Source organism: Brevibacillus sp. JNUCC-41, assembly GCF_014844095.1.
Taxonomy (GTDB): domain Bacteria; phylum Bacillota; class Bacilli; order Bacillales; family DSM-1321; genus Peribacillus; species Peribacillus aracenensis.
Window position 1 is genome coordinate 2,300,578 of sequence record NZ_CP062163.1, and the last position, 13,702, is coordinate 2,314,279.

At 41.1% G+C, this 13,702-nt stretch carries 14 protein-coding genes and 1 riboswitch; of the genes, 7 read left to right on the forward strand and 7 right to left on the reverse strand.

Annotated features, from left to right (window positions below; genetic code table 11):
* The first annotated feature begins 65 nt into the window (after positions 1-65).
* Positions 66-572, forward strand: a complete 507-nt coding sequence (locus tag JNUCC41_RS26735) for an SEC-C metal-binding domain-containing protein (RefSeq protein WP_228467599.1) — start codon at positions 66-68, stop codon at positions 570-572.
* Positions 573-891: 319 nt separating this feature from the next.
* Positions 892-1,887: a S8 family peptidase gene (locus tag JNUCC41_RS11320; protein ID WP_192207657.1), complete on the forward strand. Its 996-nt coding sequence runs from the start codon at positions 892-894 to the stop codon at positions 1,885-1,887.
* 51 nt (positions 1,888-1,938) lie between these two features.
* On the opposite strand, the gene JNUCC41_RS11325 is transcribed toward JNUCC41_RS11320, so the two are convergent.
* Both JNUCC41_RS11325 and JNUCC41_RS11330 read right to left on the reverse strand, forming a co-directional pair.
* The gene (locus tag JNUCC41_RS11325) at positions 1,939-2,601 is read right to left on the reverse strand and encodes a YcnI family copper-binding membrane protein (protein ID WP_192207658.1); all 663 of its coding nucleotides are present in this window, start codon (positions 2,599-2,601) and stop codon (positions 1,939-1,941) included.
* Positions 2,602-2,617: 16 nt separating this feature from the next.
* Positions 2,618-4,252 carry a copper resistance protein CopC gene (locus JNUCC41_RS11330; RefSeq protein ID WP_192207659.1) on the reverse strand — a complete coding sequence of 545 codons (1,635 nt, stop codon included), beginning with the start codon at positions 4,250-4,252 and terminating at the stop codon, positions 2,618-2,620.
* 325 nt (positions 4,253-4,577) lie between these two features.
* On the opposite strand from JNUCC41_RS11330, the gene JNUCC41_RS11335 reads away from it, so the two are divergent.
* Positions 4,578-4,892, forward strand: coding sequence for a cadherin-like beta sandwich domain-containing protein (locus JNUCC41_RS11335; RefSeq protein WP_342614967.1), 315 nt, complete (start codon positions 4,578-4,580; stop codon positions 4,890-4,892).
* A gap of 8 nt (positions 4,893-4,900) precedes the next feature.
* Positions 4,901-5,797 (forward strand): cadherin-like beta sandwich domain-containing protein, encoded by an 897-nt coding sequence (locus JNUCC41_RS11340; RefSeq protein ID WP_192207661.1) that lies wholly within the window; start codon positions 4,901-4,903, stop codon positions 5,795-5,797.
* 53 nt (positions 5,798-5,850) lie between these two features.
* On the opposite strand, the gene JNUCC41_RS11345 is transcribed toward JNUCC41_RS11340, so the two are convergent.
* The 3 genes from JNUCC41_RS11345 to JNUCC41_RS11355 form a co-directional block, all read right to left on the reverse strand.
* Entirely contained in the window at positions 5,851-7,482 is a 1,632-nt protein-coding gene (locus JNUCC41_RS11345) for a PAS domain-containing sensor histidine kinase (RefSeq protein ID WP_192207662.1), read from the reverse strand.
* A gap of 115 nt (positions 7,483-7,597) precedes the next feature.
* Positions 7,598-8,254, reverse strand: coding sequence for a TVP38/TMEM64 family protein (locus JNUCC41_RS11350; RefSeq protein WP_192207663.1), 657 nt, complete (start codon positions 8,252-8,254; stop codon positions 7,598-7,600).
* A 121-nt stretch (positions 8,255-8,375) separates the two neighbouring features.
* Positions 8,376-8,861 (reverse strand): QueT transporter family protein, encoded by a 486-nt coding sequence (locus JNUCC41_RS11355; RefSeq protein ID WP_076372803.1) that lies wholly within the window; start codon positions 8,859-8,861, stop codon positions 8,376-8,378.
* A 6-nt stretch (positions 8,862-8,867) separates the two neighbouring features.
* Positions 8,868-8,912, reverse strand: a riboswitch (PreQ1 riboswitch).
* A 170-nt stretch (positions 8,913-9,082) separates the two neighbouring features.
* Between JNUCC41_RS11355 and JNUCC41_RS11360 the strand changes: the two genes are divergently transcribed.
* On the forward strand, positions 9,083-9,604 hold the full coding sequence (locus JNUCC41_RS11360) for a YbaK/EbsC family protein (RefSeq protein ID WP_192207664.1): 522 nt from the start codon (positions 9,083-9,085) through the stop codon (positions 9,602-9,604).
* 130 nt (positions 9,605-9,734) lie between these two features.
* Complete coding sequence (locus JNUCC41_RS11365) at positions 9,735-10,547, forward strand: hypothetical protein (protein ID WP_192207665.1); 813 nt, start codon at positions 9,735-9,737, stop codon at positions 10,545-10,547.
* 76 nt (positions 10,548-10,623) lie between these two features.
* Here JNUCC41_RS11365 and JNUCC41_RS11370 read toward each other — a convergent pair whose 3' ends face one another.
* Positions 10,624-10,920: a DUF3892 domain-containing protein gene (locus JNUCC41_RS11370; protein ID WP_076372809.1), complete on the reverse strand. Its 297-nt coding sequence runs from the start codon at positions 10,918-10,920 to the stop codon at positions 10,624-10,626.
* Between the two features lie 290 nt (positions 10,921-11,210).
* On the opposite strand from JNUCC41_RS11370, the gene adhP reads away from it, so the two are divergent.
* The gene (gene adhP, locus JNUCC41_RS11375) at positions 11,211-12,224 is read left to right on the forward strand and encodes an alcohol dehydrogenase AdhP (protein ID WP_192208130.1); all 1,014 of its coding nucleotides are present in this window, start codon (positions 11,211-11,213) and stop codon (positions 12,222-12,224) included.
* A 43-nt stretch (positions 12,225-12,267) separates the two neighbouring features.
* On the opposite strand, the gene JNUCC41_RS11380 is transcribed toward adhP, so the two are convergent.
* A complete protein-coding gene (locus JNUCC41_RS11380) occupies positions 12,268-13,698 on the reverse strand; it encodes a sigma-54-dependent transcriptional regulator (protein WP_192207666.1) in 1,431 nt (476 codons plus the stop codon).
* Positions 13,699-13,702: the final 4 nt, after the last annotated feature.

Below are 13,702 nucleotides of genomic sequence, written 5' to 3' on the forward strand. Positions count from 1 at the left end.
TTGGTGAATTAGGTTGTACAATACAGAGGAAGAATAAATTTTGATGAATTAGGATGTGTCTATAGATGAGAACGATTGATCCATTTGAGATACTTGATGGAAAAGCGATAAAATATTTGGATGTTTTTGGCGTGGAGGATGGAATTGCTTTAAAGAGTAAGTACGAAGATAAAACGTATTGGATATATGATTATTATTGTATGCACCAGACTTGTGATTGCCAGGAAGTATACCTTGAATTCGTTGAGGAGCTTAAAGGAAATAAACAGGCAGGACAGCATTTTGGAGTGAGGGTTTCTTTCGGGGATAATCAATTTGTCCTTGAGGATTATAATATTTCCAAGCAAAAGGCGATGGATATTGCGGAAGATACGTTAAAATACAGTAAAGATGTTATGGAGTTATTTAAACAGCGGTATCAGCAAATGAAGGAAAAAGGCACGCAAATCATCATGGAAAGTGCAAAGGCAGCTAAAATGCCGCATGTTCATGCAGAGCCGGTCATTGGCAGAAACGAACCATGCCCCTGTGGAAGCGGGAAAAAATTCAAAAAATGCTGCGGCGCAGCTTAACATCTCATGGAAGCTGACTCGATTTGGGGTCGCTTCTTTTTTATTTGGGAAAAAATTGAGTAATGAATAAAAAAATATGGCATTTCGCGAACGTTTGTTCTATAATGAGAGTACCAGATAATAACACAAAAAGAAATAAAAAGTAGTTATTTAGACGGAATTTTCCAAAAACTTCTTTTTTATTTTCATAAATCTGGTATATATAAGAGAGAAGAGTTTTTTGATCTCATCTCTTTCAACGGTAGACGGCAACCAGACGGGATGAATATCCCCACACTGATGGCAGTTTAACTTATTGAACGAAGGAAGGGGTAATCAAATGACAAGAGAAAAAAGATTAATACCTTACAAAGTTCTTGAAGTAATGGAAACGGTGAAAGAGAAGATTCCTGAGGGTGTCGAGCTTGTGAAGGCCCCGGCAATTTGGGAGAAAAGCAATTATGGTGAGGGAGTGATAGTTGCCGTCATCGATACAGGTATTGACAAGGGACATCCAGACCTCAAAGAAAGAATTATTGGTGGGAAGGATTTTACCAATACCGGGGATTATCAAGATGATAATGGACATGGGACACATGTTAGCGGTACGATTGTGGCTGCCGTCAATAATACTGGTGTAGTGGGAATGGCCCCGAAAGCGAGCATATTAGCGTTAAAGGCCTTAAATGGTCAAGGGCAAGGTGATATAGCCTGGATTAATGGAGCTCTAGAGTATGCAATCAATTGGCGGGGACCTAATGAAGAAAAGGTTTCGGTTATTTCACTTTCACTTGGTGGTCCTCCGGATGAGGCTGAACACAAACTCATTCAAAAAGCCCTTCAGAATGATATCCTTGTTGTTTGCGCAGCTGGAAATAGTGGTGATGGGCGTCATGAAACGGATGAATTGGATTATCCAGGAGCATATCCCGAGGTAGTGGAAGTCGGAGCTGTGGATTTAAGCAGAAATTTAGCGGATTTTTCGAATACAAATGATGAAATTGACTTGGTGGCGCCAGGTGTCGATATTCTTTCTACGTATCCAGGAAATAAATTTGCCCGGTTGAGCGGAACGTCAATGGCTACGCCTCATGTAAGCGGTGCAGCAGCCCTCTTGAAAGTGATTGCTGAAAAGGAATTTGACCGCAATTTAACTGAAGCGGAATTATATGCACAGCTGGTGAAAAGTACGGAAGATCTGGGAATAAGCAAAAAAGCACAGGGAAATGGATTGCTTAACCTAACGATAGCGGACCAAAGAGCTGAAAAATCGATTAAGATTACCATAGAATCAGAAAACCTTAAGTTACCGAGTAAATCGGTGGTCATGGAATAGTAGAAGGGAAAAAAGGTGCCTCAAGAATTCTTGGGGCACCTTCCATAATGATTATTTTTTAGTTTTCCTTAGAGCTGCAAAAAGTGCTACAATCGACAGGATTAGTGAAATGACAGCCAGAGTGATGATCAGCGTTTGATTGCCATCGCCTTCTGTTGTTGCCGAATCCTTTGAATTGTCAGTTGCCGTGGAATCTTTAGTTTCAGCCTCATCTTTGTGACCATGGTCCGCTGGCTCTGCATCAGCCTTGGGCGCAACTGTAATCTCCGTTACAGAATGCGGTAAGTCTGAGCCTTCATCACCGCTCCATTCAACAATTTCACCATCTTCGTAATATTGAAATGCATCCCAGGCAACTTTCGTTTCTTCTTTTGGATTTTGTGCTACGAAAGAGAATTGCTGGAATTGTCCAGCAGCTATTCCTTCATCAGTTGCTGTCCATGTTACCGTTTTTACATGCCCATCTTTGTCACCTTCTGTTGTTACTTTCCACCCCGGTACAGGTTGATAGCTTTCAAAAGTAACCCCTTCAGGTACTTTTAAAGTTACCTTTGTAGTGGCAGTTTCTTTCTCTACTGGTACTTTGAGTGTATAAGTTTCCCACGCCTCAGGTGCAGATGAACTAGGCTTGACTGTAACGTGAGCATATGCTGAACCGGAAAAAATGAATAATGCAGCAAATGTGAAAATAAGTAGTTTTGAAATGTTTTTCATTAATATAAACCTCCTGTTATGAATTCCCTATGAAAATTATAAAATCAGCATCAATTGAATCCAGGCCTTCAGTTAATCCGTGAACATGGATATTCCACTTTCCTGGCATGGTTAATAAAGACTTGGATGTAAATGTACCTGTGTTTTTCTCCTTCATTTGCAGTGTTATTTCACCGCGTGGCGTATCTAATGGCTGCATAGTGATTGTAAGCTGCTCTATTTCAGCAATGGGTTTGCCTTCATTGGATAAGTTTACTTGAATCACGTTATCCCCGACTTCATTGGGAGTCACCATTAATGTAACCTCATTATTTTCTTCAGTCCGTAACGTCTTTTCAATGGGCCCGGGAGAAGACATGGCAGTTTGGACATTTGTCAGTAGAGCTGCAATGAGAAGTATGACGATTCCTAAACCAAACTCCATTCCTACACTATAACCAAGTTTTCTCGTTTGCTTTTTCCCTCTGAGAAAATGGAAGCCTCCTAAAACGATCATGACTAACATGAGAATGATTTTCGCCAGTAACAATTGTCCATATGTTGTGTAGAACAATGAATGGATAGTCGGAACATGCTGTAAACTGCTATATATCCCGCTAACAATCAGTATGATTACAAACAGAAATGCCCATCTGGAAAACCTTTGAATGATTGACCAGTAAAATATTTTCTTATCTTCTTGGACTGCCTGCCGATCAGCAAGCCCAGGTAAAATCACTAATATGGCCATAAGGCCGCCGAGCCATAAAGCCATGGACAACAGATGAAGGAAATCCATCAAAACGGCCAGAACCTGATTAGGAACAGCAGCTGTATGTCCAGTTAAAGCCTTACAAATCATCAAGCTGGCCATTATGATGAAAGAAAAGAAAGGCAATGATTTATTCAGGGAGTTCTCGAGCATTAAATAAATCACTAAAAATAGAAGAAGCAATATTAGTACTTCAATGATCCAGACCGCTCCAAAGTTTGTAGCATTCAATACTTCTTTTATATAACTCAATTTAAATGCATCCGTCCAACCTACGCCGGCGTCAATCGTAACTTTTAAAGGTAGATTTAAGAAGATGGAAAAGGCTAAACCTGCATATGAAAGCCAAAGGTATAGTCGTGTTCTTCTGCTTGCTTCAAAAAGTCGAGGATCCTTCATTAACGATAATCTGAAAAAAAGGATTCCAGTAAGTGCAGCGAAGCATATGTATTGAAGACTTTGAAGGATAACATTGATGGAATTCGGAAAACTTGCATTCACTTCGGGATTTTCTTGGTCTGAAAGGCCCGCTGAATCTCCGAATTGAAAGGGAATTGTTCCTTCAATGGGATGTCCATCACTTGAAACCACTCTCCATTTAATGTAATAAATCCCTTCGTCGATAGTGCCCTTCCACTTAGCTTCCAGTATTTTTTCACTTTGTTCCGAGATTGTACTGTCATGAATTTTAACTTTGTCCCCGCCTTGGCTGAATACCTCAAGTGAATGGAAAGATGGTTGAATATTCTCGCTGAATTGAATGCTGATCTTTTCAGGAAGGGTATCCATCGCTTCATTCGGGCTAGGATTAGAGCTTATTACCGTAGCATGACCAAAAGCCATTGCCGGGTATAAAAGCAAACTGAATAGGCTGACTACGAGCCATAAATATTTTTTCATCTTGGTGTGCCATCATCCTTTCATCAGATCATGTAAGCTCATTATAAAAGGAAAATGTGAAAAAACAGTGAAAATAAATTAGTTATCTAAAGGCGGTTTGAAAGGTTCGCTAGAAAAGTGATAACAATAAGTTTAGATTTGCCTTCCTTCCTCCATTATAGCCATAAATATTGGTTTGGAATTCCTTTTTGCAAAACATTAATAGGCATCCTCTTCCGTCATTCAAAAAGAGGAACAAACGGTAAATAGCCTTTCAAAGCTGGAAATAGAGGATATAGCACTGGATCAAAAATTTTCAGAAGATGTACACGAATAAAGTTCGGCAGTGGGGAATGATGTGGGAAAGATCAACTTACTTGCAGCAAGTCCTAATGAGAATGCAGCCATATACGTGAATGGTGTCAAAATGACAGAGGGGAAGGTGAGGGACTTACAGCTTCAAACTGGCATGAACACGTTTGAAATCACCGTCAGCGATGGGCAAAATAAAACGGTTGCCTATACGCTCAAGGTCGAAAGACTTGAAAGTGATGATAACCTTTTAACATCAATTGGATTATCAGAAGGCTTAATAACATTCGATTCTAAGGGGCAGCTTATAACGCTTCTGTCGAAAATGAAGTCCAGTCCATTACGGTAACTCCGACATTGAATGACAGTACCGCAATTGTAAAGGTGAATAGAAAGGATGCAACCAATGCAGGTGTAAAGGTTACCCTTCCAATCGGTAAGACAAAGGTGAAGATTATCGTTACAGCAGAAAATGGAGATGAAAAAACCTATACGCTTACGATTACACGGGCGGCAGCCAAGGAAAAAGAAGCATCGAATACTGTACCTAAAGCGGGTGAAGTTCAACAGGAGCCCTCAACAGGAACGGGTAAAACTCAACCTTCCTCCGATAAGGGAAATAAATCATCTGTAACACCAACGGAATCCTCCAATAATCTAAAACCAAGCAGTGGTGTCAGCCAAGCACAGCAACTTGAAAGCATTTCAACAGAAAGAGAGAAAACGGATTCTATAGAGAAGGTAACGTCAGCAGATTCCTTAGGTGATGAGGGCAATAATGCACCAGTGTTAAACAATCTGACTGTATCATCAGGAGTATGGAACAAAGCTTTTGAATCTAATGAGCATACCTATCATATCGAGGTCGATCATGATATTTCTTCAGTCGAAATGAATGCAACGACAAATGCTGGCGGAACAACGATTGAATATGATGGTGAGAGCAGTAAAAAAGTGAAGATCAAGGATAAACCGAAAACGGCCATTTCCGTTATCGTTTCAAAGGATGAGGAGCGTCGTACTTACGTCCTTGTTTTCGAAAAGGATATGGATGTGGAAATGGATGAGGAAGAAACCGTGGATGATGTCATAACAAAAGAGGTGGGAGTTGGGGCAACGCAGATGAGTACAGCCGGCAAGTCGGAGGGAGATACATACAATAATACTGGAGGCCAAATTGATCGCAAACAACCTGTTGGGACCGGGTCATTCTTTGGGAATATAAAGGATTTCTTCACCTCCTTGATTAAATAGGGAGGTGCAGAAATCCTGCAAAAAAAGGACAAGGTTTATGCTTGTCCTCGGATTTATATTTTTATGGGCAAAATGATTTGGACCTCGGTTCCATGGTTTAGTTCGCTGTTAAAGCGGACCTTTCCCCGATGCGCCTCAATGATTCGGCAACTGACTGTCAGTCCTAATCCGGTTCCTTTTTCTTTAGAAGAATAGAAAGGTTCGCCAAGATGCTTTATCCGTTTTTTTTCAATTCCGCTTCCATTATCTTTGATGGTAATGGAAAGGTTATTGTCGATGCGTTCAAAATCAATCCAAATGTGATCGGCGGATGCCTCCATTGAATTCTTGAGCATGTTTATGAATACTTGTTTTAATTGGTTTCCCTCACATAATAGAAGCGGTATTTCGTTTTTAACAGAAATTGATATTTGGGTGGGGTACGAGTCCGCCTCTGGTTTCAACAAGGTTTTGACATCATTCATCAGGTCGATGATTTGATGTTTGCTGAATGGAAGTTCCTGTGGTTTTGCCAGAACGAGTAACTCGCTTACAATAAGATTGATCCGGTCCAATTCACTTAACATGATCGTGTAGTATTGTTCATAGGGTTGGTCGCTCTTTTTAAGCAACTGGACGAAACCTTTTAAAGAAGTCAGCGGGTTTCGTACCTCGTGGGCCACACTTGCGGCAAGTTCGCCGACTATCGATAATTTTTCAGTTCTTCTTAAGCGTGCTTCGGTTTCCCGAATTTGAGTGACTTCTTTAGCATAAGTAATGATTCCTACTAAATCCTCTCCAACCATCATCGGGACAAACGAACAAGAAAGTAAGATGGACTTCCCGTACTTCGTCAGGAATTCTATATCTTTCCCTTTTTTTATCCCCTTTTGGTTTTCCAGGACATATTGGCAAGATGTACGGATCAATTCCGCGTCTTCTGCTGAGAAGTTCAAATTAATGAATGAGGCTCCATGTATTTCTTCCTGTTGAAAGCCTGTTACCGTTTCAAACCTTGGATTAACGGTCGTGATCATTCCGTTTAAATCAAGCATCAGCATCGGATAAGGGTTGTGTTCAAACAATGATTTATAGCGTTGTTCACTATCGAATAATTGATTCTCCGCGACTACTCTTTCAGAAATATCCCTGCCGATGACGACTAGGCCTTTTCGTGAACCATCCTCATTGAACAGCGGAACTTTGATTGTATCAAAGGTCTTGTGATTGCCATCGGGAAGAGGGACGATTTCCTCACACCTTGTGATTTCCCCTTTTACCCAAGTTTCTTCATCGGATACTTCACAGTAGATCAACGACTCTTTATAAAATTCTGAGTATTCCGCGAGCTCACTGTCTCTTTTTCCCTTATAGTCTACATGCTCCAATTGAAATAATTGCAGGCCGAAGGTATTGGATTCAAGCCAACGGCCATCACCATCCTTGAAGTTAACGAAATCCACCATTGAATTGATGAGTGTACGCCGACGTTGCTCCGCTTCTTTTAATTGCTTGAATTCTTCCCTTTTAGCTAAATAAAGATATAAAACCAAGCCTATTGATAAAAGGAAAACAAATCCTTCCGCTCTTTGAAGTTGAATGAAGACCTCTTTGTTTTGGATATTTGTAGTTAAAAAATAGTCGAACACGACTAGTGTAAGAATCCCGGATAGGATATATATTGCTAAGATGGAGCGTTTGGACATGGAGATTCTCCCTGATTTTAAGACATTTCTAAGGTAAAATTACATACACATTTTAACAAACTATCGGAAAAAAATATATGCAGAATCCTAAATAAAAAAACAGGGGCCAAAGTGGTCACCTGCTTTTTCTGAAAAAGGTTTGTTTCTTTTTCTTTTTTGCACGCTTATAGATAATGAAAAATAGTAAGAGGACGAGTGCAAGTGCTGCTAGTGTATATTGGTTCATTTCAACAGATAACAGTCCATATGGAATGAGTGAAAGGAAGAAAAAGTAAATAAGGTTACCAAGTGCCGTCGCTAATAAAAAATCCTTGAAAGTGACGGTGCTGACACCAGCTACCAAGTTAATTAAGCTTGTTGGGATCAGAGGGAAAATCCTGCCTGTAAAAACGTACATGAAGCCATGCTCGACAACAGTTTCTTGCCATTTTTCGCTAATTTTCTGTATGAGAAGCTCCTGAAACCAGTTTCTTGCTGCATAAAAAATGAAACCTGAGGCAACAACGCTTGTAAACCAACTCCATAGATATCCATATATGAATCCGAATATCGTGACATTGATGGTCAGGAGCAAAATTAAGGGGATGATTGTAAAAGAATTTTGTACAAACATCAATACGAATGTCACAATAAATGTAAGCAAAAGGTTTTCCTTCAAAATGCCAATAACAGAATCCAGATCACTTTTCCAAACCAAAGTGAATAACTCTGCATTATAGAAAATAAATATTGCGATTACCAATAGACCGATCATGGTCAGGATTTTTTTCAAAGGGCCACCACCATTCTTACTAGTAGTTTATCATTTTCGAGTTCATTAGTGAAAAAAAGAGCTGCCGCATCATTGCAGACAGCTCTTTCCATTATAGTGGGTTCACGACACGAAGATTCCATTAAAGCCACTTTTCAAACTGAATTCTTTTGTTCATTCCATAAATGATTGGCGCTCCAATCAAGAGGACAACGAATTCACCGACAGCCGTGGTCATCCAGCTTAACCAGAATGGGAAGCCCAGGGCAAGATTCAGCTCAATTGCAATTAAAAACATTGTGAACGTGAAAAAGATAATCGTGGCGATCATCCGTCCTTTAATGCCTTTTATGAACCGAGAAACAAAAATGACAAGCAATAAGGCGAGCAGAGATTGCCCCACCCCGAAAATCAAGTCATATGGGACCATCGGCGAAAAGAGCAGATTCGATATGAAGACTCCGCCGACGATACCGTAGATATACTTTTTATTGAATACAATCAGATGATTCAATATTTCCGGTACACGAAATTGGAACATCTGAAATGATATTGGTTGGAACACCAATGAGACCGCCACATACAAGGCAGCCAATAACCCGCTTATTACGAGTGTACGAACATTCATTTTACTCTCTCCCTAGTTTTTTATCGTGGGATGGTTACGAACCACGTTTAGGCGTTTGCCCGATGTTTAATAGTATCCCATGTAAGCTTGTTTCGTCAATTTGTAAAGAATGGTTTTAATTTATAAGTTTCCAAGCAGGGGGAGTAGCTCAATTGGATTTTGATTTATTGCAATGATGGATGATATTATTTCAATATGTACTTCAAAGGAGTGAATATAGGATGTCGATCGAGAGTGTCAAAAGCCATTTTAAACAATGGGATCGGGAAGGCGATGTAATGGAGTTCGAAACATCGAGTGCTACGGTGATTGAAGCAGCGGAAACCATCGGTGTTATCCCAGCGCGGATTGCTAAGACTCTTTCTTTTAAGGGAGAAGGTGAAAATGCCATTTTGGTTGTTGCCGCAGGGGACGCGAAAGTGGATAATAAGAAATTTCGTCAGACGTTCGGTTTCAAGGCACGTATGCTTTCACCTGAAGAAGTGCTTGCACAGACCGGCCATGCCATCGGAGGAGTTTGCCCGTTTGGTCTGGCAAATGATCTAGCTGTTTTTCTTGATGTATCGATGAAACGCTTTGATACATTGTTCCCGGCTTGCGGCAGTGCGAACTCTGCAATAGAACTTACACTCGCTGAATTATTTGAATATTCAGGTGCGAAGGATTGGGTGGATGTATGCAAAGGTTGGGAAGAGAAGGGGAATGAGGAAACGGCAGTAGGCAATGCAGTTAATGGCCATTGATGGTTTCAAAAAATCCACATGAATGGTATTGAGTCCACTACGGTGGACTTTATTTTAGTAGCGGCTGCATACATTTTCTATGATTAAAGCCGAAAACGGGCAGAAAGTGTTCCTAAGCGGAGGTTGAAAGATGTTAAATGGAAGCGAAAGAAAAAGCAATAGTAGCTATCTTAGTCTTAAAACTCTTTATGAAGAAAATATAACGGTTAAGAGCATTGCCCAGGAGCTTGAGTTTTGCCATAAAAATGATCTGGCACTGGATATTCAGAAAGCATTGGAAAAAAAGAATTTTGATATATTGGCAGTCCAAGATCAAGGGGAAATCATCGGTTATATCGAAAGGCAAGAACTAGATGAAGGAACCATTTCCGAATATTTGAGAAACTTTTCGCCAAGGGAAATGGTTTCGGATTCAACCCCTTTGATCCAGCTTCTCCAGATTTTTAAGAATAAAACAAGGGTGTTCGTATTAGAGAATAATTCGATTAAAAAGTTGATTACCCATGCTGACCTTCAAAAGCCTCCGATCAGGATGCTGATATTCGGATACATTACTTTATTGGAAATGAGGATGAGCGATATCATCCAGGATAGATTCGGCGATGGAAGCTGGTATCCAATGATCAGCGAAGACCGTTTAGAAAAGGCAACCGAATTATATAGAAGGAGAATCGATAAAAATGAGGATATCAATATAATAGAGTGCCTGCAAATCAGTGATAAATTCGATATCATACATAAAGATAAAGATTTGATGCGCTTCTTCCAAATCCCTTCGAAAAGTAAAGGGAAGAAGGATGCAAATGGCATACGGAAATTACGGGATAAGATTTCCCATGCTAATGAATTGGGTCTGGACATGTCATGGATGGAAATCATCGAGGTTGTCGAGTCCTGTGGCCGACTGCTCGAAATCTCTGAATCCTATCAGTATGAAACATAAGGATCCAGCTAATCATGCTGGTTCTTTTTTAGCGCATCCAAATAGAAAAAACTGCCCATATCAGGCAGTCTTCCCCTTAAAACTCCGGCAGTTGATCCAGATTATTTTCTTTTATCCCATCAGGTTCACTTCGCAATATGTCACGTCCATATTTATGAAAGACGTCAACATTGGCCAGGTTGCCTGCTTTGGCTTCCGAAAGGGCTGTGGGGTAGTCGAGTTCGCGACCGGAGTTCGTCTTGATGGCGATAATATTGTCCTCTTCATTTTTCCTTACAGCGATGATTTCTTCTTTTCCTGCTGAATCAGCTTGGTTTGCTTGCGGTGTTCCCTGCTGTTTATATGATTCATAGGCTTTTTCAAATTGGTCCATGTTTTAGACACCTCCTATTTATAGGGTGAGCCATTTTTTCTGCAATATACAAACCGGATTTCGTCCAACTTAAGCCGTTAATTCGTCCAAATGGGCCGATTTTTCGGCACTTTATTAAAGTGAATGCTGTCTTTTTTGCCTTTTTGCAGTGGCATGGCACTTGCATCTTGTGTAAGTAGCAGGTGTAAGTAGTAGCAAGAAATAATATCCACTGGATTAAGGGAGGAAAATGAATCATGAATGTAAAACAAGGGGCAAGCACTGTAAATGAAAAACAAAAGGTCAAGACAATGAAAGCGGCGGTCGTCAATGAATTTAACCAAAAACTTGAGATTAAAGAAGTTCCCATCCCCGAGTTGGAATATGGTGAGATATTAGTGAAAATTAAAGCCTGTGGCGTATGTCATACCGATTTGCATGCCGTACATGGTGATTGGCCGGTAAAACCTAAGCTTCCGCTTATCCCCGGACATGAGGGTGTGGGCATTATAGAAAAGGTGGCAGAAGGCGTAACTTCCTTGAAAGTAGGTGACCGTGTTGGGATCCCATGGCTTTATTCGGCCTGTGGCGATTGTGAATATTGTCTGACTGGAAGGGAAACGCTTTGCTTGGATCAATTGAATGCAGGCTATTCCGTGGACGGAGGGTATGCGGAATATTGTAAAGCACCCGCCAAATATGTGGTGAAGGTTCCTGAAGGGCTTGACTTTGCGGAGATTTCACCAATTTTCTGTGCAGGTGTAACGACTTATAAAGCGCTAAAGGTGTCAGAAGCAAAACCAGGCGATTGGGTAGCGGTTTATGGAATTGGCGGATTGGGACATGTTGCCCTGCAATACGCAAAAGCGATGGGCTTTAATGTAATTGCTGTCGATATTCAAGATGATAAGCTGGATCTGGCAACTGAACTTGGGGCGGATTATACGGTTAATGGGCTTAAGACCGATCCTGTTCAGGCTATAAAGGATAAAGTTGGCGGTGTGCAGGCATCCATTTCTGTAGCGGTTACGAAAAAAGCTTTCGAACAGGCTTACAGTTCAGTCAAGAGGGGAGGGACACTTGTCGTAGTCGGATTGCCGAATGATGAACTCCCAATCCCGATTTTTGATACAGTGCTAAATGGTGTAACTGTAAAAGGGTCAATCGTCGGCACGAGAAAAGATTTACAGGAAGCCGTTCAATTTGCGGCTGAGGGTAAAGTCAGAACGAATATAGAGACGAGGAAACTTGATGAAATAAATGATGTGTTTTCAATGATGGAAAAGGGGGAAATCAACGGACGCATCGTATTGACGCTAGAATAGGAACAGAGGAGGATGTCCCCGGAACGGGGCATCCTCCTTTTTATTATGTCTGGTTCTTCTCATTTAATATATAACGTAATTTCCGTATGGATATCTGCAAGCGTTTGGCTGCCTCATTCCGGTTGCCGTAAGTTTTTTGCAGTGCCTGCATGACGAGCTCCTTTCCAATTGTGGATTGAAGCTGTTTGATTTCCGTAAGTATTTCTTCAAGCATCAGTTCATCCTTTTCATTAAAGTCGGCCACTAGCCTTTTTCGCCATTCTTCAAGAAGGTTTTCAGTTGACTGAGTCCCATTAGTGGACACGTTTTTGTCAGGCGTGATCTGGCTGTTAGTGAGAGAGATATCATTGGCGGATATTACCGACTTATGGTCTGCGAGAGTTAATGTTCGCATGACGGCATTAGATAGTTCGCGTATGTTGCCTGGCCAGTTGTATTGCTGTAATTTTTCAATGGCCTCATTGGAAAAAGAGATATCTCCATGACCATTCCTCTCAATCAAGTGACGGACAAGCAAGGGAATATCCTCTTTTCGGTTCCTTAAAGGCGGGATATCGAGAGTCACGACGTTCAGCCGGTAAAATAGGTCTTCCCGGAATTTATTTTTGTCCACTGCCTGCTGTAAGTTTTCGTTGGAGGCTGCCACTAACCGGGCGTTCGTCCGTAATGTCCCGCTGCTGCCAACCCGCATGAATTCCCTCGTTTCCAAAACTCGAAGCAATTTGACCTGGATGGCGGGACTCGCATCCGCAATTTCATCAAGAAAAAGCGTCCCGTTCCCGGCAATTTCGAAAAAACCCTTTCGCAGCTGGGTCGCTCCGGTGAAAGCGCCCTTTTCATGACCAAATAATTCGCTCTCAAGCAGGGATTCAGAGATCGCTCCACAATTGATGCCGATAAAAGGTTCATGGTTTCGGGGGCTGGCAATGTGAATGAAGCGTGAAAGCACTTCTTTACCGCTTCCGGTTTCTCCTTCGATTAATACATTGACGGATTTTTGGGCGACCTTGAAAGCCGTTTCAATCAAATTCTTCATTAAAGGACTTTCGCCGACAATGAGTCCTGAATCCTCAGCCAGTTTATGGATGAAATGCTGATTCAAATCTTCATTTTCATTTAAAAGGTTGTCAATCTGCCTTTCCAGTACTTCAATATCCACAAAGGGTTTTTCCATATAATCACTCGCGCCAAGTTTCATTGCATCAACAGCGGTCTTGACGGTGCTGTATCCGGTCATGATCAGTACCTTGCAACGCGGCTGCAGCTGTTTTAGATGCTGCAGGAGGGAAAGTCCATCACAATCCGGAAGTTTCAGGTCTATCATTGCGACATCAAAACGCTGCTGATTCCAATCTATTTCATGAAAATCCTTTCCACTATTCACAACTTGTACGAGATAACCTTTCATCGTAAAAAGGCGGGAAAGAAAAGTCCCAACCTCTTTCTCATCGTCTACCACAAGTAAATGGACCACATTA

What these genes read in the sequence shown, in the direction of transcription:
- JNUCC41_RS26735 (WP_228467599.1), top strand. Translation starts at nt 66, where the DNA reads ATGAGAACGATTGATCCATTTGAGATACTTGATGGAAAAGCGATAAAA.
- JNUCC41_RS11320 (WP_192207657.1), top strand. Translation starts at nt 892, where the DNA reads ATGACAAGAGAAAAAAGATTAATACCTTACAAAGTTCTTGAAGTAATG.
- JNUCC41_RS11325 (WP_192207658.1), bottom strand. Translation starts at nt 2,601, where the DNA reads ATGAAAAACATTTCAAAACTACTTATTTTCACATTTGCTGCATTATTC.
- JNUCC41_RS11330 (WP_192207659.1), bottom strand. Translation starts at nt 4,252, where the DNA reads ATGAAAAAATATTTATGGCTCGTAGTCAGCCTATTCAGTTTGCTTTTA.
- JNUCC41_RS11345 (WP_192207662.1), bottom strand. Translation starts at nt 7,482, where the DNA reads ATGTCCAAACGCTCCATCTTAGCAATATATATCCTATCCGGGATTCTT.
- JNUCC41_RS11355 (WP_076372803.1), bottom strand. Translation starts at nt 8,861, where the DNA reads ATGAATGTTCGTACACTCGTAATAAGCGGGTTATTGGCTGCCTTGTAT.
- JNUCC41_RS11360 (WP_192207664.1), top strand. Translation starts at nt 9,083, where the DNA reads ATGTCGATCGAGAGTGTCAAAAGCCATTTTAAACAATGGGATCGGGAA.
- JNUCC41_RS11365 (WP_192207665.1), top strand. Translation starts at nt 9,735, where the DNA reads ATGTTAAATGGAAGCGAAAGAAAAAGCAATAGTAGCTATCTTAGTCTT.
- JNUCC41_RS11370 (WP_076372809.1), bottom strand. Translation starts at nt 10,920, where the DNA reads ATGGACCAATTTGAAAAAGCCTATGAATCATATAAACAGCAGGGAACA.
- adhP (WP_192208130.1), top strand. Translation starts at nt 11,211, where the DNA reads ATGAAAGCGGCGGTCGTCAATGAATTTAACCAAAAACTTGAGATTAAA.